The following is a 21,815-nucleotide window of genomic DNA, read 5'->3' on the forward strand; positions in this document are numbered from 1 at the left end:
TGTGGCATTTTTTTTAGTTTTAGTTCTTGAATATTTACTTGTTTTCTTTTAGTAGAAGGACTGATTTTTTTAAAACTTCATATTTGGCGATAGCCGAATCGATTTTGGCATCAAAATCATGATTGTCCTCTAATTTGTCAATTTCAGTATTTATTTCAGCTGTTTTATTTTCGAAAGACGTATTAATAGAATCCCAATTTGCTAGTATATCATCAGTATTTTTATGACTGATCGAATCTACAAAACGAACATAATTATTAGTAACTTGTTCTGCTTTTTTTTCTTCTTGGGTTTTGCAAGATGCCAAACTAATTGCTATTAAAAAAAATCCTAATAGTGGTATTGAATTTTTCATTCTGGTATTATTATGGTTTTATTACATATATAAGTCTAAAATAGATATGTACTAAACCGTTTTTTAGCACCTTTATTTTGACTGCTTGAAAATCATTAAAAAGGACATTTTTCATACAATTGATCATCGTATTAAACATAGAATTAGTAGTGTAGCAAGCTATTGAATACTCTTATGTTTAGATTGAATGTGCTTTTTAAAATAGTACGGTTTTTTACTGTACATTTAATTCGCTTGCTATTATAAAAAGACTGATTTATTAATGTCTTTTATATTTTCTAATTTTGTTTTTTCTTGTTCTATAAGTACTATAGCGTTTTCTTTCAATTGTTGTGATTGATTTTTTAGGCTATTTATTTTTTCAGAAATTGTATCATTCAATATATTAGTTGAGTGTTTTACCATTTTTTTTAAATTGTTGGTGTTGTCAACTATTTTATTTTTAGCAATTTCTCTTTTTTCTTGGGTGAATAGAATTCCTAAATAAGATCCTAATACGAAACCTCCAAGTATTCCTATTGTTAAATTGTTGTTTTTCATTTGTTTTATCTAATTACCCTCTTATCACTCTTAGTAAAATTGCAATAACAGCTATTACTAATAATATGTGAATAATACTTCCTAAACTATAAACGAAGAATCCTAATGCCCATAGTATTACTAATACTACTGCTACAATGTATAATAAATTTTGCATGATGTTTTTATATATAATTAATAATTAAAGTGTATTAGCTGCTTGCATTAATTTGGTTATTCCCGTCATTAATAAAGCAACCCATATTCTTTTATAAATGTTCTAATTCAGCATCTTATTTAAAGATTTGTTTTATATATACAAAGATCGATAGTTGATAGCAAAAGTTTGTTACATCAATTTCGATTTTTATTACAGAATTTAAATGTGGTCTTATATAATTTAAAACTTATTGCAGACTGATACATGCCAAAAAGAGATTTTTTTTGTGCGTTTTATCAGGAGTTGAAGTATCTTTTATTGAGTTTAGAAGATAGTATATGGTTGACTCTTATGCCTCAGGGAGAAAAATAGTAAATGTAGCACCTTGATTCAATACTCCATTGGCAAATATAAATCCTTTGTGGTTTTCTACTATTTTTTTACAAATAGCCAAACCAATTCCTGTTCCGTTATATTCGTTTTTGTTGTGAAGTCTATTAAAGAGGATAAAAATCTTTTTAGCATATTCTTGCTCAAATCCGATTCCGTTGTCATTAATGGTGATTTTATAATAGTTCAGATTGTTGTTAGGTAATAATTCTTCGTTATTAGCACTGATTGTTGAACAATTAATTTGAATGATTGGACTGCTGTCTTCTTTGCTATATTTTAATGAGTTACCAATTAAATTAATAAACAACTGCTGCATTTGAAATGGAATTACTTTTAAATGAGGTAATTCAGTATTTTCAATACTTGCATTTTTATCTTCAATTATTTGAGCTAGTTCTTGTTTTGCATTTTCTAATAAGGAATTTAAATCAGCGTCTTCAAAAGCTTTTTCAGTTTTATTAGTTCTAGAGAATTGCAATAAGTCTTCAATAAGAATACGCATTCGATTAGCAGAATATTGTATGCTGGTCACGTATTGTTGTCCTGCTTTAGATAAATTGTTATAATCTTTACTAACTAATCTTGAGAGAAAAGTTTCAATTTTTCTTAGTGGTTCTTGTAAATCGTGACTCGCAATGTAGTTGAATGCCGTTAGTTCTTTATTGTTACTTTCTAATTCTCTATTTCGATCTTCAATAAAGTTATTAGCATACACTTCCTCAGTAACATCACTTGTAGTTCCTATATGTGTTCTCTCGCCAGAAGCTACTGTTACAACTCGTCCTAAAGCTCTGAAATATCTTATTTCGCCATCTTTTCTGATAATTCTATAAGTAAATGCAGGTAAAGTTGTTTCAATAGGAATGTTGTTCGCGTTGTCAATTACGTGTTGTAAATCGTCTGGGTGAACAAATTTGTAAAATTCTTCGAGACTTGCCTTAAAAGATTGAGGTTCACATCCTAATAAGCGATATTCATTATCTGAGAAAGCAAAGGTTTCTGTATTTAAATTGAATTGCCAACTTCCAAAACCTCCCACAATCTCCGCAAGATTACTGGCTTCATTGGCAACTGAAAGTGTGTTAATTGTATTTTTAAGGGTCACTAAGTCCTGATTCATTTTAATAAATGCAATCGTAATTAAAACTAACGTCACTAAGAGGGTGAGATAAATAAGTAGCGGAGTATAACTCATAGTGGACTCATAATCCAATTGCCTGTTTTGTAAAAGTCTTTTTTGAACAATAATCATTTCTTCTATTTTATCTCGTATAGAATCCATTGTTTTTTTTCCAATTTCTAAATAACTTTTAAAAACTTCCTGATCATAATTTTCCTGCTCAACAAGATACAATGTTTTGGAAAGGTAGTTTTGTCTGGTATTAATGAGGAATATTAATTTTTTTAAATTTGCTTGTTGAGTCCTACTGTTGACAGTTAATAAGGTTACTTTCTTGAAAGAATTTTTGATTAAATGTTTAGATGCAATATAAGGTTCAAGAAAACTTTTCTCTTTAGTCAATATATAACCTCTTTCTCCAGTTTCGGCATCTTTTAGGTAAGAAATTAAACGCTCCAGTTCAATATTTACTTCATAACTATTACTTACCCAATTGGATGTTTTTTTTAGAACAGTAATGTGTTTAAAAGTAATAGCGCCAATAAAAAATATAATCGTTACTGAGATAATAAAAATTATTTTTAAAAATAGCGGCGATTTATGAAGCTGAATATATTTCATTTTACATTCTCATTAAGAAATTATCTTTATTTAAACCAGAGGTATGGTATTGCCAGTTAATGGTCACCACGTCAGAAAGTATTTTTTTTAAACTATCAAAATCACTTGGCTTTTTAATATAAATATTAGCACCATTTATAAAAGTCTCATCGATATGTTCTTCTGATGATGAGGTTGAATAGATGGCAACGACAATATCATTTAGGGTTTTATTTTTTTTTATTTCCAATAAACATTCGAGACCATTTTTTTTTGGCATGTTTAAGTCTAAAAATAAAATGTTAGGTAAAACAGCATCAAAATGGTTTAAGTAATTCATTAACTCTACACCATCTTTAAAAGTGCTCACTTTTGTATTTATTTTCAATTCGTCAAAAGCGTCTGTAAAAAACAACCTGTCGTCTTCGTCATCGTCTGCAAGGCAAATATTTATGTAATCAGTAGTCATAGAGTCTTGTTTTAGCTGTTATTTTTATCTAATTGTTCTTTTCGTTTGTTAATTAACTTTTGAAAAACGGAAGGAGTCATGCCTGTCATATTTTTGAATTGTGTGCTTAAATGCGCTACACTGGAATAGTTCAACTGAATGGAAATTTCAGTTATGTTCAATGAGGTGTTAAGCATTAATTGTTTTGCTAATTCTATTTTTTGAATTATAATAAAGTTTTCAATCGAAGTAAAAGTGACTTCTGAAAATAGATTAGACAAATAGGCGTAACTCATGTTTAATTTATCAGCAATGTATACGGAGCTTTTTATATTTAATTGCTCGTCATTGTGAACCATTTCAACGATGGTGTCTTTAATTTTTTGAACTAATATGCTTTTTTGATTTTCAACTATTTCTATACCATACTCATCGAAAATAGAAGTGATTTCTTTTATTTTTGCAGTAGGTACTTTTTCTAAAAAATTGAATTCACCAAACCCAATATAATTGTATTTATATCCTAATTCGGATAGTTTTTCTTGGACAATCTTTTTTGTTAACTGAGCATAGTCAAACTTCAAATGTACTTTCATAAGCATTTTTGTTAATTAGTAAAGATATAAAAATGTTAATACTAAATTTATTGAATACCCATTCGTACTATCATTTTTTTAAATTTTAGGCGTGAAATTATGAAATTTTCGACAATAAAATAATAGTTGTGTGTTGATTATTAGCGGATTATTTGTGAGATTTTTTGGTTATTAAAATAGACTCTAGTAGCAGTTTCTTGTATTTTGTGTTTTTTTTAACAGTTGTTTTACGCTTTTACAGTTCCATTTCATTTGTATGGTATTAAAAAAAGAACTTACAAATAGTCAATTTGTTGGGTAGTAAAGATTTCATTAAACTGAGAACTACGGATTTTAATTTTGTAAATTAAATGGAATTTTATCGTAGTATTCTAACCGATATTAACTCTATGTTTGTAATTTTGTCGCACAACTACAAGAAAAATGACTACACAAGAACTAATTGAACAAATCAAAATCAAGAAATCATTCCTCGCAGTAGGTCTGGACGTCGATTTAAATAAAATTCCAAAACATCTTTTAGATTTAGAAGATCCTATTTTTGAGTTTAACAAAGCTATTATTGATGCAACACATGATTTATGTGTTGCTTACAAACCCAATATTGCTTTTTTTGAAGCTTACGGTATAAAAGGATGGTTGGCTTTGCAAAAAACAATCCAATATATCAATGCCAATTATCCTGAAATTTTTACGATTGCCGATGCAAAACGAGGAGATATAGGAAATACGTCTTCGATGTATGCCAAAGCTTTTTTTGAAGATTTAAACTTTGATAGTGTAACTGTTGCTCCGTATATGGGGAAAGATTCGGTAGAGCCTTTCTTAGCTTTCGAAAACAAACATACTATCATGTTGGCGCTGACTTCTAATGAAGGTGCATTTGATTTTCAGACTTTACTTGTGAACGGACAAGAATTGTACAAGCAAGTACTTGAAACCTCTAAATCTTGGAAAAACAGCGAAAACTTAATGTATGTGGTTGGTGCTACCAAAGCAGAATATTTTACAGAGGTTCGAAAAATTGTTCCAGATAGTTTCTTGCTAGTTCCGGGAGTAGGAGCACAAGGTGGAAGCCTTTCAGAAGTATGCAAATACGGAATGAACGACAACATAGGGTTATTGATCAACTCTTCAAGAGCAATTATCTATGCCTCAAACGGAACTGATTTTACCGTCAAAGCAAGAGAAGAAGCCTTGAAAATGCAACAGGAGATGGAGGCTATTGTAAGTTTAAAGTTTCAGGTTTAAAGTTTCAAGTTGTCTCAGTTTGTGGGTAATTTAGTTTAAAGTTTCAGGTTTAAAGTTTAAAGTTTTGGATTGTCTATAAAGAGAGGTCTTGATTTTTCTTCATACCTACATGGTTTTAAAAAGTTTAACGTTTTTAGTACTTAAAATTCGCTGATCGAATTATGAAATTCAAACCTCAAGTTAAAACCTACGAACTTTGTAACTTTGAGTCTCCGTAACTTTGCAACTTAAAAAAATCCTTTGTGTCCTTTGCGAACTTTGTGGTTAAACCTTTAAACAAAAAAACTTGAAACAAATTTCTTTCATCGATCAACTTGGGACTTCACACACCTTTATAACTTCGCCAAAACGAATTATTTCTCTTGTGCCTTCGCAAACTGAATTATTGTATGACTTGGGGCAAGAGGCTAAAATAATCGGGATAACGAAGTTTTGTGTACATCCTTATCATTTTAAATCCACCAAAACTAAAGTAGGAGGAACTAAGAAAGTGCATTATGAAAAAATCCGTCTATTAGAACCAGATATTATCATTTGCAACAAAGAGGAGAACACCCAAGAAATTGTTGAAAGATTAAGCGAAATATGCCCTGTTTGGGTTACAAATATCATTACAATTGAAGATAATTTCCAAATGATATCTGATTTTGGTCGACTGTTTAATTGTAGAACCGAGGCTCAAAAATGGAACGACAAATTGGCTTTTGCCTTGAGCGATTTTAAAAATTTCATAAAGGACATTCCAGTGAAGAAAGCGGCCTATTTTATTTGGAAAAATCCTTATATGGTGGCGGGTTCGGATAATTTTATAAACGAATTATTAAAACTCAACCACTTCAAGAACATATATGACACTAAAGGACGTTATCCCGAAGTTGCCATAGAAGAAATTGTTCAAGATGGTGATCCCGATTTTATTTTTCTGTCTTCTGAACCTTATCCGTTTAAAAAAGAAGATGGATATGAAATAAGCAACTATACGGATAAAGCGCAAACCGTCTTGGTAGATGGAGAAATGTTTTCGTGGTACGGTAGCCGCTTGCTAAAAGCCTTTGATTATTTCAAAATGTTACATCAAAAACTATGATTCACATTCTTCAAGAACTAATTCTTCTTTTGGGATTTCAGTTTTGATAGTAGCGTCCACTTTAAAGTTTGTGTCTGCTAATTTTTTATATTCTTCTTGGAGTTTCTCAATTTCATTCTTCTCTTTCAGTAAGCCAATCATAATCGTAATTTTTTGCAAATTTAGTTTTTTTGATTCTTATAAAATACTTAAAAATTAGTTAAGATTGAGATTTAGAATTAATGTACTATTTTTGCCAAAAAACGGTGATTTGTTATACAATTTATGAAAATAAAAATGTTGCTAGCTTGATCGAAAGTCAACAGGCAAAGCAATGGGTGACTTTTGTGCACGGAGCAGGTGGAAGTTCTTCTATTTGGTTCAAGCAAATTAGAGATTTTCAAAAGCATTATAATGTATTGTTATTGGATTTGCGAGGTCATGGAGCATCTAAAACTACTTTAAAAACGGCTTTTAAGCAAAAATATACTTTTTCGGCTTTGGCCAATGATATTTTGGAAGTGCTGGATCATCTTAAAATTGAAAAATCGCATTTTATCGGTATTTCAATGGGAACTATCTTAATTAGACAATTGGCCGAAATGTATCCCCAACGCGTACAAAGTATGATTCTTGGTGGCGCCATATTGAAAATGAATTTTCGTTCACAGATTTTAATGAAATTGGGTAACGCTTTCAAGTATGTTTTACCTTATTTGGTTTTATATCGGTTTTTCGCCTTTGTGATTATGCCTAAAAAAAGCCACAAACAATCTCGACTGCTTTTTATAAATGAAGCCAAAAAATTATACCAAAAAGAATTTATTAAATGGTTTAAACTCACTGCCGAAATTAATCCCGTTCTAAAATGGTTTCGTCAGGTAGAGTTGAATATTCCTACGCTATATGTTATGGGAGAGGAAGACTATATGTTTTTACCAGCCGTTCGCAAGGTGGTTGAAAATCATTATAAATCATCAAGATTATTTGTAATAGAAAATTGCGGTCATGTGGTAAATGTAGAGCAGCCTACTATTTTCAATAAAGAGGTTTTATTATTTATGAATCGAAATAAATAAAAAAATGCCGACATCCTAAAATGTCGGCAATTCTTTAACTAACCAAAACCAAATAATAAATAACCAGTTTATTACTCTGCAAAGATCATATATAAGGAAGCGTAAAGCTGTTAATATTGTGTTATTAGTTTGTTGTGTATAAGTTAAGATTTTTAGTTTTTACGCTTTATGTCTGTATATCAATGCGTTATTAAATTCTGTTTATCTTAGGAATGTATTTCTATAAAAATAGCCCACATTAAGTGAGCTGTTTTCATGATGAAAAAAAATCATTTTATAGAAAAATGACTGTTTTATTACTGTAGGTCATTACTTTTCTTTCGGCATGTAGTTTTATGGCTCTTGCCAAAACAATTCGTTCTAAATCTCGACCTTTCATTATAAAGTCATCTACTGAATTAATATGGGATACCCGAGAGATGTCCTGTTCAATAATGGGTCCTTCGTCTAGTTCTTCAGTAACATAATGACTTGTTGCTCCAATAATCTTTACACCTCGTTTAAATGCCGAATGGTACGGTTTTGCACCTGGAAAAGCGGGCAAAAAGGAATGGTGAATGTTGATGATTTTATTTTCGTAAAGCGATATCAGTTTCGGCGTGATGATTTGCATGTATCTTGCCAAAACAATAAAATTCACTTCAAATTCTTTCAATAACTCGATCTGTTTTTTCTCTCCTTCTTCTTTATTGTCTTTTGTAAAAGGAACATGATAAAACGGAATATTAAATTGATCCGCAATAGGTTTCAAGTCCATGTGATTGCTAATAATCAAAGGAATTTCAACGTTTAATTCTCCAGCACTATAGCGACCTAAAATATCATATAAACAATGGTTGTATTTAGAAACAAACAAAGCCATTTTTGGTTTTAAATCTTTATTATAAAAATCCCAAGCCATATTGAAATCATGGGCAATGGTTTTTTCAAAATCTTCTTTTATAGCCGCTAAACTAATTTCAGGATTGGTCAATTGGCTCTCTAAACGCATGAAAAAAACATTTTGTTCTACATCAACATGTTGATCGATATAGGTAATGTTTCCTTCTACTTTTAGTATAAAATTAGTTACTGCGGCAATAATTCCTTTTTGGTCTTTGCAATGAATGAGTAAGGTAATCTTTTGCATTTTGGATAATTATTTTTGAGAATAGGTATTAATTATTTTTTGTCTTGCATAGCAAAAACAGATTGTAATAAAGGAGAAGTTCTTGCAGTGATATTCGTTCTTATGTTTAATTCTTCAACGGCAATCATTTTAAAAACACCATCCATCGCTTGATTCGTAACATAGTCCGTTAAGTCAGGGTTTACTTTGTTAACCAGTGGAATACTGTTGTATTTAGTGATGATGTTAGACCACACTTTATCAGCTCCAACTTTGCTAAATGAATTCTTGATTACAGGATTAAATTTGCCGTACAACGCAGTCGAAGTACTACTTTGTAAATAAGCAGTTGCAGCAGTATTATTGCCTAATAAAATAGTTTTAGCATCCGTAAAAGTCATGTTTTTTACGGCATCTACAAATATAGGAGTTGCTTCTTTTACAGCATCTTCGGCAGCACGATTCAGTACTTTTAAACCTTCATCTGCCAGCGAGCTAAGACCTACGCTTCTTAAAGCCGAATCAACTTTTCGCAATTCTTGTGGCAATAAGATCTTTACAGCTTCATTTTTCAAAAACCCATCAGTCGCTGTTAGCTTTGTAACTTGTTTAGAAATTCCATTGTTTAAAGCTTCTCGCAAACCACCTGCAATATTAACACTTCCCACAGTTCCAAGGGTCGGATATTGATTGGCAATTTGTTGTAATTCAGCACAACTAGAAAGAGAAAACAAGGCTATAATTGCTATTAATTTTTTCATAATTTTATTTATTTAGACCAAAAATACTATTTAATTCAAATAGAGTTGCATAATTTTTTATAGAAGCATAAACTTTATGTTATATTTAGGAACAATTGTCCCGCTGTCCGTTGTATCCACGCCCAAAAGCGTGGGATGCCACTTCCATCGGGGCTAATTTAGAAGATTATTGCTTTTTTATTAACATCTCAAAGGAACATAGAACAATCATTAAAAATTTTTGTAAATTGCACCCTTAAAATTATCATATTCTCAAAATGAATCCACAAACACCGTATATTCCTAAGAATAAAGTAAGAATTGTCACTGCAGCCTCATTATTTGATGGTCATGATGCAGCTATAAATATCATGAGAAGAATTATTCAGTCTACAGGAGTAGAGGTAATTCATTTAGGGCATGATCGTAGTGTTGAAGAAGTGGTGAATACCGCTATTCAAGAAGATGCTAATGCAATTGCTTTGACTTCCTATCAAGGAGGCCATAATGAGTATTTTAAATACATGTATGATTTGCTAAAAGAAAAAGGAGCAGGACATATTAAAATTTTCGGAGGAGGAGGAGGAGTAATTTTGCCTTCTGAAATTGCGGAATTACAAGCTTACGGAATCACCCGAATTTATGCGCCAGATGATGGGCGTTCGATGGGATTACAAGGAATGATTAATGATTTAGTTCAACAATCAGACTTTCCTACTGGAGACAAATTAACGGATGAAGTAGCGCAATTGGCTTCCAAAAATCCAACAGCTATTGCTAGAATAATTTCGGCGGCAGAGAATTTTCCTGAAATTGCGAAACCAGCATTGGATGCCATTCATGAAATAAATAAAAACTGCAAAACACCCGTTCTAGGAATTACTGGTACTGGTGGAGCTGGAAAATCATCATTAGTAGATGAATTAGTTCGTCGTTTTCTAGTCGATTTTCCAGAGAAAACCATTGGTTTAATTTCGGTTGATCCATCAAAACGTAAAACAGGAGGAGCGCTTCTTGGAGATCGAATTCGTATGAATGCGATTAATAGTCCTAGAGTGTATATGCGTTCTCTAGCAACACGTCAATCCAATCTAGCCTTATCAAAATATGTTGCTGATGCGATTCAAGTAATCAAAGCGGCAAAATACGATATCATCATTTTGGAAACTTCAGGAATTGGTCAATCGGATACCGAGATTATGGACCATTCTGATGTTTCGTTATACGTAATGACACCAGAATTTGGTGCTGCAACACAATTAGAAAAAATCGACATGCTTGATTTTGCTGATTTAGTAGCATTGAATAAATTTGATAAACGTGGCGCATTAGATGCTATTCGTGATGTAAAAAAACAATACCAACGCAATCATAATCTATGGGATGCAAATCCAGATGATATGCCTGTTTTTGGAACTATTGCTTCACAGTTCAATGATCCGGGAATGAATACGCTTTACAAATCCATTATGGATAAAATTGTAGAGAAAACGGATTCCGACTTGAAATCAACCTTTGAAGTAACGCGTGAAATGAGTGAGAAGATCTTCGTAATTCCACCTCACAGAACCCGTTATTTGTCTGAAATTGCCGAAAGCAACAGAAAATATGATGAAACCGCTTTGAGCCAACAAAAAGTAGCTCAAAAATTGTATGGTATTTTCAAAACTATAGAATCGGTTTCTGGAAATGTTCCAGTGATTACTAAAACTGGACTTGACGATACTTCGGTTTATCCAAGTGCAATCAAAGAGCACGATGAAAATAATATCTTTCTTAACCTTTTATTGAATCAATTTGATAAAGTAAAAATGGATTTAGATCCTTACAATTGGGAAGTAATCTTGACTTGGGATGAAAAAGTAAACAAATATAAAAACCCGATCTACTCGTTTAAAGTTAGAGATAAGGTTATTGAAATAAAAACACATTCGGAATCGTTATCGCACTCCCAAATTCCAAAAATTGCCTTGCCTAAGTACGAAGCTTGGGGAGATATATTGAGATGGTGTTTACAAGAAAATGTACCAGGAGAATTCCCTTTTACCTCCGGATTGTATCCTTTTAAAAGAGAAGGAGAAGATCCATCACGTATGTTTGCAGGTGAAGGTGGACCGGAAAGAACTAACAAGCGTTTTCATTATGTAAGTGCAGGTTTACCGGCTAAGCGTTTATCAACTGCTTTTGACAGTGTGACTTTGTACGGTAATGATCCGCATTTGCGTCCTGATATTTACGGAAAAATTGGTAATGCTGGAGTTTCTATTTGTTGTTTAGATGATGCTAAAAAATTGTATTCAGGTTTTGATTTGGTACATGCTATGACTTCGGTAAGTATGACAATCAATGGACCAGCGCCTATGCTGCTTGGTTTCTTTATGAATGCTGCTATTGATCAACAATGTGAGTTGTACATTAAAGCTAATGATTTAGAAAAAGAAGTAGAAGCTAAAATTAGCAAAATATATAAAGAAAAAGGAGTTAATCGCCCTGTTTACAATGGTGATTTACCCGAAGGGAATAATGGTTTAGGTTTGTTCCTTTTAGGAATAACAGGAGATCAAGTATTGCCTTTAGACGTATATAATGAAATTAAAGTTAGAACACTTTCACAAGTTCGTGGAACGGTTCAGGCTGATATTTTAAAAGAAGATCAAGCGCAGAATACGTGTATTTTCTCTACCGAATTTGCTTTGCGTTTAATGGGAGACGTTCAAGAATATTTTATTACTAACAATGTTCGTAATTTTTATTCGGTTTCAATATCGGGATACCATATTGCTGAGGCGGGTGCAAACCCAATAACACAATTGGCATTTACACTTTCAAATGGATTTACGTATGTAGAATACTATTTGAGTCGTGGAATGAGTATCAATGATTTTGGACCTAACTTATCTTTCTTCTTTTCGAATGGAGTAGATCCTGAATATGCAGTTATTGGTCGTGTGGCACGTAAAATTTGGGCGAAAGCCATGAAAGTTAAATACGGAGCTAACGAAAGAGCGCAAATGTTGAAATACCATATTCAAACGTCTGGACGTTCTTTACATGCGCAAGAGATAGATTTCAATGATATCCGTACCACATTACAAGCATTATATGCTATTTATGACAACTGTAATTCTTTGCATACCAATGCGTATGATGAAGCGATTACAACACCTACAGAAGAATCAGTACGTCGTGCCATGGCAATCCAATTGATTATTAATAAAGAGTTAGGTCTAGCCAAAAATGAAAATCCAATTCAAGGTTCGTTTATCATTGAAGAATTAACGGATCTTGTTGAAGCAGCTGTTCTGCAAGAATTTGATAGAATAACTGAAAGAGGAGGAGTTCTTGGTGCTATGGAAACCATGTACCAACGTTCTAAAATTCAAGAAGAAAGTTTGTATTATGAAACGTTGAAACATACTGGGGAATTCCCAATCATAGGAGTAAATACGTTTTTAAGTTCCAAAGGGTCGCCAACAGTGATTCCTGCTGAAGTGATTCGTGCAACGGAAGAAGAAAAGCGATTCCAGATTCATACCTTGGAAAACTTACATAAAGCCAATGCAATGCAAGTAAAAGAACAATTGGACCGCATACAAGACGCAGCAATTGAAAATGAAAACTTATTTGACCACTTAATGGAAGCAACTAAGGTATGTACGTTAGGACAAATAACTGCCGCTTTATTTGAAGTGGGTGGACAATACAGAAGAAATATGTAAGCAGAGAACCACTTTTGCATTCCATAAAAGAGATGAATCGCAGTTCTGCCTTTTTTGTGGAACAGATTAAAAATTAGAAAGACCTTTCAGTTCCGAATCTTCGGGAGGAAGGTCTTTTTTATTTTGTTTTACTTTTGAAAGTAATTATTAGAAAACGAAATTAGATATTTACATCTTTGAATTTGTGCAATTTCGCATATCGAATGAGTTGTGTAAATGTTTCATCATCGAGTACTGGAATTTCTAGAATAGAATTCAATAAGGTAGTGTTAAATTGTTTGGCACTAGTCACTAAATAGGGTTTGAGGTGCTTACCAATACTTTCGTAATATAATTTTTCGGTGGTATTTTGGTACTCAAAATGGGGAGCATTTTTTATTATAGTATAATTTTTATAGCCCATTTCATCCATAATTAATTCTAACCCTTTGACCAGATTTAAACTTTTATGGCTTACAATATTGAGTTGTTGAATGTCATCTCTCCTGAAAACGGAAACAATTATTTTGGCTACATAATCTACAGGAATTATATTTAAACCTGTTTTTTCATTGATCATAAAACGTACATTTTCCTGTTCGGTTGTTCTTTGAGCAGCAAGATAGAAAAATTTAGCCAAGAGATAGAAAACCATGTATTTGGAAACGAAATATTTGTTTTCGTCATCCATTAATCGTCCACAAATAACACTTGGACGCAGTATTTGAAAAGGCAATCCTAAGTCTTTACATCGTTTTGCAACAAAGTTCTCCGAATAAAATTTGGCATTTTCGTATGCGTTGCGATGTTGGGGAATGAAATCAAGATTGTGAAAATCATTTTCTACAATTCCAGTACGTTCTCCTGAGGAAAAAGCAGTGCCTATATAAATGAATTTTTTTATGGAATGATGAAAATTGTTTAAAATGACTTTGGTGATTTTAGTGTTTTCGTCAAATATTTTTTCTCGGTGTTCTTCGTCTGTTGATAAATTAACGTAACCAGCCGAATGGATGAAATAAGCACCATCAATTTTACTAGAAAAGTTTTCTTGTACCGAATCTAAATCGGTATCAATAATTTCGATGTATTGATCTAGCTTTTCAAGCCCTTGGTCTTTTAATATTTTTGGAGTGTAACTACTGGAAAGTAATTTATTGATGCGGTCTAATGCAGACTTTTTTCCTTTGCTTCTAGAAATCAATAAAAGTTTTCCATTAATTGAATCTCGTATAAATAGTTCAAGGATTTCATACATGATTTGTGAACCCAAAACTCCCGTTGCACCTGTAAGTATTATTTTCATCGTAAGTGTTTTTTTAATTGTAATCTAAATTCAATTAATAAAATAAGAGGAAAAACTGTAGAAATAAAAAAGTAATATTTTAGCTACTAAGTATTTGTTGTACAGCTAGTTGTGTGTTTTTTATTTACGACTAAGGGAACTTAAAGTTAAGCATATTTTTTGTTATGTTAAAAAAAAGGAGTGTTTTTAAATTCAAAACAATGAATAATTTGTTTTGCAACTAAATAATACTGGTTGTATTTTATGCAAAAAATAAACAATTGCAACAATTGAAGCTTTTGAAGGAACTTATTTTACTAATCAATAAGCCAAAAAATAAATACAGTGCTTTAAGGAGCCTCATAAGAAGAGGAAGTTTTTTTTGAAAAGTTAGAACTATAAAAAAACAAATTTGGATAACATAACTATAAATAAAAGGAATTATTTAAACTGTTTTTGGAATTGTATTAAGCAGATTAATACGGGAACTGAATGAATCCTTTTTATGAAGATATTAGTACAATAAACTTGTTAATAATGGAATGACATATTATTAGACTAATTCTTTTTTATTTAAAAAAGAATCAATTAAAAACGATTTTGTATTATGTTGTTGATTTTCAAAGTGTTATGAAGTTTATTTTGTAGCTGTAGATTCAAATTTTTACAAGAATGTTTATTGATGTGTTTATGTTCGTAAAGTGATTTCTCTTTTTAGTAAAAATGTCTTTTTTATTGTTTTTTGTTTGCCTCCATTTTTCAAATGAATAATTATGTTAAAATTTTGAACACTTATTTGGAAATTTAAAAAAGTGTGTTGCTTTTTTTTAATTTAAGATTATGAAAAATTTTTCTAATTTTTTTATGGAAAAATCAATATAAAAATCAAGTGAATAAGAATATGTTAGATTATTTTTTAGAAGTTTAACACGAATTTATGTTTAACAAAATTTATGTAATATTATTCATAATGTATTGATAAACAATAAGTTAACCAGTAGTTTTTTATTAATATTTTATTGATGTAATGCTTTTCTTAACGAACAATGTTCCTCATCGTTAAAAATAGAATTTGGTCTTGTTTTACCGCCTTTTCTTCCCTTTTTTTAGTTAATCCTTTAACTTTGATTAACAAATAATTCGGGATAGGTTGTAATTTAAAGTAGCTTTTAAACACCAAAGAAAGCATTATTACGATTTTTTCCAAAAGTGCTTTTAAAGAAAATGAAACTTTGAGAATCAATTTTTTGGATTTTATTTTTTTGCAAGTTTCTATATCAAGCATAGAAGCTTTTATCAGTCTTCATTTTCAATTTTTTAAACTAAGTTTTCAATTTTTATTAATTAATAAATATTTGGTTTGTAAAAGGATGCTGTTTTATTGTTTAATAATTTCTTTAAATGATGGAAAACTTCAAGAATATAAATTCTGAAGTTATTTTGATTTTTAACTAGTTTTCTCCCCAAGTTTGAAAACATTTGATAGAACCTATTTGTTACTCATAATTTTAAAAGTCATTTGCAAAAAGTGACGCAAATATTGCTAGAGGTTGATTGTATTTCATGTTTGAATTACATTACTCCTTTGGATGATGGTACACTTCATAATCAGCTATGAAGATGATGTTTAGACATTTGATTCCCCCATTCTTTCAATATCCTACTTAATATAACGTATGGCATAAAAATACTATTATTATGAAAAAGAATACAATTTCGAATTTTTTCGATGTTTTGTCTAATGAAGTAATGAGTTTCTTTATATCGAAAAAAACAGTTTCTAAATTAAATTTTTTAAAATTTAAGGAGAGAAGAGCTATTGATTTTATTTCGGATTACTGGTCCTACTTTTGGCGCCAGTGGTTTGCTATGCCACTTATTTTAGTGGCAATTTTAGTGACGGGATATACGACAAATGCACAGTCTATTAAAGGGGTTGTACCTGTACAATATCCATTATTAGGTGATGGAATTGACGGTGATGGTTGGGCTCATGAACCTACTGGTACCAGTTCCATCTACTTAAATGTTGGAGATTTGTTTGATAGAAAAAATTATTTAAGTGGTAAACCCATTCCAGGTACCAATCCTCAAGAATACTATCCTATTGATGGCACTAACCATGGGATACTTAACCTTGCAGATGGAAGTCTTCTTTATCCTGGAACAATTGATCCTGTTCCAGTTACCTTTTTTCTAAAGGATCCGTTTCAAAATGATCCAACGATATTCACGAGTTCCAATAAAATAAATGATAACCCAAATACGTATACTTGGGGTCCAGGATCTTCACCGAACAAAAATGAAATTCAAAATTGTGGTGCTCATTTTAGTTATGGAAAAGATGGTATGGATGGAGGAATAAGCACTAATGGTACAAGCTTTAGTTTTCCTATTACAGGAAATTCTAAAGATTTGTGGTGCCTTTTTGCGGGTGACCGTCAGGTAACTAATGGTAGCAGTTATATCGATTTTGAGTTTTTACAAAAACGCTTAACTATAACTGGAGCACTACCCAATCCTGGAGTGATCGATCCCTTAATTAATACAGCACCAATTACTGGTGGAAGTGGTAGCTTTATATCTGAGGGAACAGATGGTGGTCGTACCTTAGGCGATTTGTTAATTACTATTGAGTTTACTCAGGGTGGTGGTGATGCTACTGTCGTAATTCAAAAATGGTCTGAAAAAGCAGGCGGTGGTTTTCAATACGTAGTTGTTTTTGATGGTGTTAACTATTCAGTTCCAGGAATTAAAGGAAATATTTTTTGCACTAATAATACTTCAACTACTGATGTACCTTTTGATGTTTATGGAAGTGGAGCTACAGGTTCTTATGCACCAAATCAATGGGCTGAAGGTGGTATAAATTTGACTCAGGTATTTAAAGCCACAAGTAATGAATGCTTTACGATAAGTACCTTGTTTATTAGAACTAGAAGTTCAGGAAACTCAAGTCAATCTGAATTAAAAGATTTCCCTGGAAGACCAATTCAATTAGATTTGGATTTTACTCCAAAAGCTTTTGCTGGAGCTGATTTTACTAAAACATGTATTAGCAATCCTGATGGTAAAGAAATAGGAGAAACTCCACAAGCTGGATTTACCTATTCATGGAGCCCAGCTGAAGGATTATCTGTTACAAATATTGCAAATCCAATCGCAAATCCATTAGTAAACACTACATATACTGTTACTAAAACTAAAACAGGTACAAGTTGTAGTGATACTGATGAAGTGATTGTAACAGTGAATAAACCAACAGTTGTAGCTGTGGCAGGAGATGACTTCACTAAAAACTGTCTGATTAATACATCAGGAGGTTCAATAGGAGAAGCAGCGGCAGCAGGATATACTTATTCTTGGGTGTCTTCACCAGTAGGATTTACTTCTACAAGTGCTAACCCAATGGTGAATCCTTCTGTAACTACTACTTATACCGTAACAAAAACACATACTACATCTGGTTGTACAGATACAGATGATGTAACAGTAACGGTTAATAAACCAGATGTAACAGCGAATGCGGGAGCCGACTTTACTAAAAACTGTTTGATTAATGTATCAGGTGGTTCTATAGGCGAGGTTGCGGTAGCAGGATATACTTATTCTTGGGTATCTTCACCAGTAGGATTTACTTCTACAAGTGCAAACCCATTTGTGAATCCATCAGTTACTACTACTTATACCGTAACAAAAACACATACTTTATCTGGTTGTACAAATACAGATGATGTTACAGTAACGGTAAATAAACCAACAGTTGTAGCTGTTGCAGGAGATGACTTCACTAAAAACTGTTTGATCAATGTATCAGGTGGTTTAATAGGAGAAGCAGCGGCAGCAGGATATACTTATTCTTGGGTATCTTCACCAGTAGGATTTACTTCTACAAGTGCTAACCCAATGGTGAATCCTTCTGTAACTACTACTTATACCGTAACAAAAACACATACCACATCTGGTTGTACAGATACAGATGATGTAACAGTAACGGTTAATAAACCAGATGTAACAGCGAATGCGGGAGCCGACTTTACTAAAAACTGTTTGATTAATGTATCAGGTGGTTCAATAGGAGAAGTAGCGGTAGCAGGATATACTTATTCTTGGGTATCTTCACCAGTAGGATTTACTTCTACAAGTGCAAACCCATTTGTGAATCCATCAGTTACTACTACTTATACCGTAACAAAAACACATACTTTATCTGGTTGTACAGATACAGATGATGTGACTGTAACGGTAAATAAACCAACAGTTGTAGCTGTTGCAGGAGCCGACTTCACTAAAAACTGTTTGATCAATGTATCAGGTGGTTCAATAGGAGAAGCAGCGGCAGCAGGATATACTTATTCTTGGGTATCTTCACCAGTAGGATTTACTTCTACAAGTGCTAACCCAATGGTGAATCCTTCTGTAACTACTACTTATACCGTAACAAAAACACATACCACATCTGGTTGTACAGATACGGATGATGTTACTGTAATGGTTAATAAACCAGATGTAACAGCGAATGCGGGAGCCGACTTCACTAAAAACTGTTTGATTAATGTATCAGGTGGTTCGATAGGAGAAGTAGCGGTAGCAGGATATACTTATTCTTGGGTATCTTCACCAGTAGGATTTACTTCTACAAGTGCAAACCCATTTGTGAATCCATCAGTTACTACTACTTATACCGTAACAAAAACACATACTTTATCTGGTTGTACAGATACAGATGATGTGACTGTAACGGTAAATAAACCAACAGTTGTAGCTGTTGCAGGAGATGACTTCACTAAAAACTGTTTGATCAATGTATCAGGTGGTTTAATAGGAGAAGCAGCGGCAGCAGGATATACTTATTCTTGGGTATCTTCACCAGTAGGATTTACTTCTACAAGTGCTAACCCAATGGTGAATCCTTCTGTAACTACTACTTATACCGTAACAAAAACACATACCACATCTGGTTGTACAGATACAGATGATGTAACAGTAACGGTTAATAAACCAGATGTAACAGCGAATGCGGGAGCCGACTTCACTAAAAACTGTTTGATTAATGTATCAGGTGGTTCAATAGGAGAAGTAGCGGTAGCAGGATATACTTATTCTTGGGTATCTTCACCAGTAGGATTTACTTCTACAAGTGCAAACCCATTTGTGAATCCATCAGTAACTACTACTTATACTGTAACAAAAACACAAACTTTATCTGGTTGTACAGATACAGATGATGTTACAGTAACGGTAAATAAACCAACAGTTGTAGCTGTTGCAGGAGATGACTTCACTAAAAACTGTTTGATCAATGTATCAGGTGGTTTAATAGGAGAAGCAGCGGCAGCAGGATATACTTATTCTTGGGTATCTTCACCAGTAGGATTTACTTCTACAAGTGCTAACCCAATGGTGAATCCTTCTGTAACTACTACTTATACCGTAACAAAAACACATACTACATCTGGTTGTACAGATACAGATGATGTAACAGTAACGGTTAATAAACCAGATGTAACAGCGAATGCGGGAGCCGACTTCACTAAAAACTGTTTGATTAATGTATCAGGTGGTTCAATAGGAGAAGTAGCGGTAGCAGGATATACTTATTCTTGGGTATCTTCTCCAGTAGGATTTACTTCTACAAGTGCAAACCCATTTGTGAATCCATCAGTTACTACTACTTATACCGTAACAAAAACACATACTTTATCTGGTTGTACAGATACAGATGATGTGACTGTAACGGTAAATAAACCAACAGTTGTAGCTGTTGCAGGAGCCGACTTCACTAAAAACTGTTTGATTAATGTATCAGGTGGTTTAATAGGAGAAGCAGCGGTAGCAGGATATACTTATTCTTGGGTATCTTCACCAGTAGGATTTACTTCTACAAGTGCTAACCCAATGGTGAATCCTTCTGTAACTACTACTTATACCGTAACAAAAACACATACTACATCTGGATGTACAGCTACGGATGATGTTACTGTAACGGTTAACAATACGCTACCAAATGCAAATGCAGGTGCTGATGCTCAAATTTTGTGCGGCAACACCACTGTAGGATTGTCAGGATCTTCTACAACAATAGGAGCTACATTCTTGTGGACTGCTAGTAATGGAGGTCATATTGTTTCGGGAGCTGATACAGCGAGCCCAATAGTTGATGCTGATGGTACTTATACACTCACTGTTACTGATCCAGCCAATGGTTGTACAGCTACGGATGATGCTTTGGTTACAACTCAAATTTGTGTTAAAGCGATCTGTACGTATACTCAAGGATATTATGGAAATGTAGGAGGTAAATCATGTGCCGAAGGTATTTCATACTCAACAAAAGAGCTAATTGCTAAAGCATTGACTTCTTATGGAGGTAAAATGACTATTGGTACACTAGGTCATTCTGTTTATATTATGAATAATATGACCGATATAAATGCTCTTATCTCTGTAATGCCTGGAGGAGGAGGTAGCTATGTTTTATCAGCAGGTAACTATGAAATAAATAGTTTGCCTTCTAGCTACTTGAAAAATGGTAGAATCAATAATACTTTATTGGCTCAAACCATTGCACTAGGTCTTAATATAGGAATCAATAGTAACCTTGGTAACTTTACCTTGCAAGCAGGAACTTTAGCTGTTGCAGTTCCTCAAGGAGGCTGTGGATCAGAAATAGCAAAAGAACGCACTTGTAATCTAGACGGAACAGTGAATAATGAATATAAATATTACACTATTCCTAGCAATGTTGTTACTGCCTTAGGAGGTAACCCTACAGTTCAAGGATTGTTTGATTTAGCAAACCAAGCATTAGGTGGAGGATCAACAAACGGTCTTTCTCTTTCAGCAATTGCAGGATTAGAAGATTTACTTAATAATGCTTTTGATGAATGTAGAATATTCGTAGGTTATAATGTTGCGCCATTGAATTGTCCAGTACTTAGTTTAACATCTAAAGTTACACAAACTGAAATCGCAGGTTTTACTGCTAGTCCAGTTCCTTTTAAAGATCAATTAACCATTAAATACGGTTTCGATTATCAATCAGATGTTAAAATTGAAGTATTTAATACACAAGGAAACTTGGTGTATTCTAAAAGAGATACTAATAGTTTTTTAAACAAAAACGTAGTACTTGACTTAAATATAAATAAAGGTCAAGAGCAAGTTTTTATTGTAAAACTGACTACTGATAGAGGAAGCAGCTCTAAAAAAGTAATGTCTTCACAATAGTAGTATTAATAACCATCTAATTCTATAAAATATAGAGAAGGATTAGATCATTAAGATTAAACCCCGAAAGTACACTTTCGGGGTTTATTTATATTTTTTTAAAATTTAAGTTGTTTTATAAAAATGACTACTCGATAGATAAAAGAATCCATTATTGCTCTTTACAA

Annotated in this window: 16 protein-coding genes; 5 read left to right on the forward strand and 11 right to left on the reverse strand. The window is 32.6% G+C overall.

The annotated features are described in order from the left end of the window. Window positions 1-34: 34 nt before the first annotated feature. The 6 genes from AB3G39_RS06610 to AB3G39_RS06635 all read right to left on the reverse strand — a co-directional run bounded on the left by AB3G39_RS06610 (window position 35) and on the right by AB3G39_RS06635 (window position 4,191). Window positions 35-355: a hypothetical protein gene (locus AB3G39_RS06610; RefSeq protein ID WP_367771465.1), complete on the reverse strand. Its 321-nt coding sequence runs from the start codon at window positions 353-355 to the stop codon at window positions 35-37. A 240-nt stretch (window positions 356-595) separates the two neighbouring features. Further along, on the reverse strand, window positions 596-895 hold the full coding sequence (locus AB3G39_RS06615; protein ID WP_367771462.1) for a hypothetical protein: 300 nt from the start codon (window positions 893-895) through the stop codon (window positions 596-598). Between the two features lie 13 nt (window positions 896-908). Beyond that, window positions 909-1,052 carry a lmo0937 family membrane protein gene (locus AB3G39_RS06620; RefSeq protein ID WP_367754595.1) on the reverse strand — a complete coding sequence of 48 codons (144 nt, stop codon included), beginning with the start codon at window positions 1,050-1,052 and terminating at the stop codon, window positions 909-911. Between the two features lie 331 nt (window positions 1,053-1,383). Beyond that, window positions 1,384-3,168, reverse strand: coding sequence for a CHASE3 domain-containing protein (locus AB3G39_RS06625; RefSeq protein WP_367771459.1), 1,785 nt, complete (start codon window positions 3,166-3,168; stop codon window positions 1,384-1,386). Window position 3,169: 1 nt separating this feature from the next. Then, complete coding sequence (locus tag AB3G39_RS06630) at window positions 3,170-3,616, reverse strand: response regulator (RefSeq protein WP_367754591.1); 447 nt, start codon at window positions 3,614-3,616, stop codon at window positions 3,170-3,172. 11 nt (window positions 3,617-3,627) lie between these two features. Beyond that, window positions 3,628-4,191, reverse strand: a complete 564-nt coding sequence (locus tag AB3G39_RS06635) for a helix-turn-helix domain-containing protein (protein WP_367754589.1) — start codon at window positions 4,189-4,191, stop codon at window positions 3,628-3,630. A 423-nt stretch (window positions 4,192-4,614) separates the two neighbouring features. On the opposite strand from AB3G39_RS06635, the gene pyrF reads away from it, so the two are divergent. Beyond that, on the forward strand, window positions 4,615-5,442 hold the full coding sequence (gene pyrF / locus AB3G39_RS06640; RefSeq protein WP_369752364.1) for an orotidine-5'-phosphate decarboxylase: 828 nt from the start codon (window positions 4,615-4,617) through the stop codon (window positions 5,440-5,442). 286 nt (window positions 5,443-5,728) lie between these two features. Next, complete coding sequence (locus AB3G39_RS06645; protein ID WP_369752363.1) at window positions 5,729-6,529, forward strand: ABC transporter substrate-binding protein; 801 nt, start codon at window positions 5,729-5,731, stop codon at window positions 6,527-6,529. Here the strand turns inward: AB3G39_RS06645 and AB3G39_RS06650 are convergent. Continuing rightward, window positions 6,524-6,670, reverse strand: coding sequence for a hypothetical protein (locus AB3G39_RS06650; RefSeq protein WP_367771450.1), 147 nt, complete (start codon window positions 6,668-6,670; stop codon window positions 6,524-6,526). The genes AB3G39_RS06645 and AB3G39_RS06650 overlap by 6 nt on opposite strands. Before the next feature lie 104 nt (window positions 6,671-6,774). On the opposite strand from AB3G39_RS06650, the gene AB3G39_RS06655 reads away from it, so the two are divergent. Continuing rightward, window positions 6,775-7,587 carry an alpha/beta fold hydrolase gene (locus AB3G39_RS06655; RefSeq protein ID WP_369766265.1) on the forward strand — a complete coding sequence of 271 codons (813 nt, stop codon included), beginning with the start codon at window positions 6,775-6,777 and terminating at the stop codon, window positions 7,585-7,587. Window positions 7,588-7,861: 274 nt separating this feature from the next. Here AB3G39_RS06655 and purU read toward each other — a convergent pair whose 3' ends face one another. Continuing rightward, complete coding sequence (gene purU, locus AB3G39_RS06660) at window positions 7,862-8,716, reverse strand: formyltetrahydrofolate deformylase (RefSeq protein ID WP_367754580.1); 855 nt, start codon at window positions 8,714-8,716, stop codon at window positions 7,862-7,864. Between the two features lie 32 nt (window positions 8,717-8,748). Then, window positions 8,749-9,456 (reverse strand): DUF4197 domain-containing protein, encoded by a 708-nt coding sequence (locus tag AB3G39_RS06665; protein ID WP_367771445.1) that lies wholly within the window; start codon window positions 9,454-9,456, stop codon window positions 8,749-8,751. A gap of 257 nt (window positions 9,457-9,713) precedes the next feature. Between AB3G39_RS06665 and AB3G39_RS06670 the strand changes: the two genes are divergently transcribed. Beyond that, entirely contained in the window at window positions 9,714-13,154 is a 3,441-nt protein-coding gene (locus tag AB3G39_RS06670) for a methylmalonyl-CoA mutase family protein (RefSeq protein WP_367771442.1), read from the forward strand. 160 nt (window positions 13,155-13,314) lie between these two features. Here AB3G39_RS06670 and AB3G39_RS06675 read toward each other — a convergent pair whose 3' ends face one another. Then, complete coding sequence (locus AB3G39_RS06675; RefSeq protein ID WP_367771440.1) at window positions 13,315-14,439, reverse strand: SDR family oxidoreductase; 1,125 nt, start codon at window positions 14,437-14,439, stop codon at window positions 13,315-13,317. Between the two features lie 1,015 nt (window positions 14,440-15,454). After that, entirely contained in the window at window positions 15,455-15,703 is a 249-nt protein-coding gene (locus AB3G39_RS06680) for a hypothetical protein (RefSeq protein WP_367771438.1), read from the reverse strand. Between the two features lie 413 nt (window positions 15,704-16,116). Between AB3G39_RS06680 and AB3G39_RS06685 the strand changes: the two genes are divergently transcribed. After that, entirely contained in the window at window positions 16,117-21,648 is a 5,532-nt protein-coding gene (locus AB3G39_RS06685) for a hypothetical protein (RefSeq protein ID WP_369764619.1), read from the forward strand. Window positions 21,649-21,815 lie beyond the last annotated feature (167 nt).

Source organism: Flavobacterium sp. WC2416, from assembly GCF_041200095.1.
Lineage (GTDB): Bacteria > Bacteroidota > Bacteroidia > Flavobacteriales > Flavobacteriaceae > Flavobacterium.

What these genes read in the sequence shown, in the direction of transcription:
- AB3G39_RS06610 (WP_367771465.1), bottom strand. Translation starts at nt 355, where the DNA reads ATGAAAAATTCAATACCACTATTAGGATTTTTTTTAATAGCAATTAGT.
- AB3G39_RS06615 (WP_367771462.1), bottom strand. Translation starts at nt 895, where the DNA reads ATGAAAAACAACAATTTAACAATAGGAATACTTGGAGGTTTCGTATTA.
- AB3G39_RS06620 (WP_367754595.1), bottom strand. Translation starts at nt 1,052, where the DNA reads ATGCAAAATTTATTATACATTGTAGCAGTAGTATTAGTAATACTATGG.
- AB3G39_RS06625 (WP_367771459.1), bottom strand. Translation starts at nt 3,168, where the DNA reads ATGAAATATATTCAGCTTCATAAATCGCCGCTATTTTTAAAAATAATT.
- AB3G39_RS06630 (WP_367754591.1), bottom strand. Translation starts at nt 3,616, where the DNA reads ATGACTACTGATTACATAAATATTTGCCTTGCAGACGATGACGAAGAC.
- AB3G39_RS06635 (WP_367754589.1), bottom strand. Translation starts at nt 4,191, where the DNA reads ATGAAAGTACATTTGAAGTTTGACTATGCTCAGTTAACAAAAAAGATT.
- pyrF (WP_369752364.1), top strand. Translation starts at nt 4,615, where the DNA reads ATGACTACACAAGAACTAATTGAACAAATCAAAATCAAGAAATCATTC.
- AB3G39_RS06650 (WP_367771450.1), bottom strand. Translation starts at nt 6,670, where the DNA reads ATGATTGGCTTACTGAAAGAGAAGAATGAAATTGAGAAACTCCAAGAA.
- purU (WP_367754580.1), bottom strand. Translation starts at nt 8,716, where the DNA reads ATGCAAAAGATTACCTTACTCATTCATTGCAAAGACCAAAAAGGAATT.
- AB3G39_RS06665 (WP_367771445.1), bottom strand. Translation starts at nt 9,456, where the DNA reads ATGAAAAAATTAATAGCAATTATAGCCTTGTTTTCTCTTTCTAGTTGT.
- AB3G39_RS06670 (WP_367771442.1), top strand. Translation starts at nt 9,714, where the DNA reads ATGAATCCACAAACACCGTATATTCCTAAGAATAAAGTAAGAATTGTC.
- AB3G39_RS06675 (WP_367771440.1), bottom strand. Translation starts at nt 14,439, where the DNA reads ATGAAAATAATACTTACAGGTGCAACGGGAGTTTTGGGTTCACAAATC.
- AB3G39_RS06680 (WP_367771438.1), bottom strand. Translation starts at nt 15,703, where the DNA reads ATGCTTGATATAGAAACTTGCAAAAAAATAAAATCCAAAAAATTGATT.
- AB3G39_RS06685 (WP_369764619.1), top strand. Translation starts at nt 16,117, where the DNA reads ATGAAAAAGAATACAATTTCGAATTTTTTCGATGTTTTGTCTAATGAA.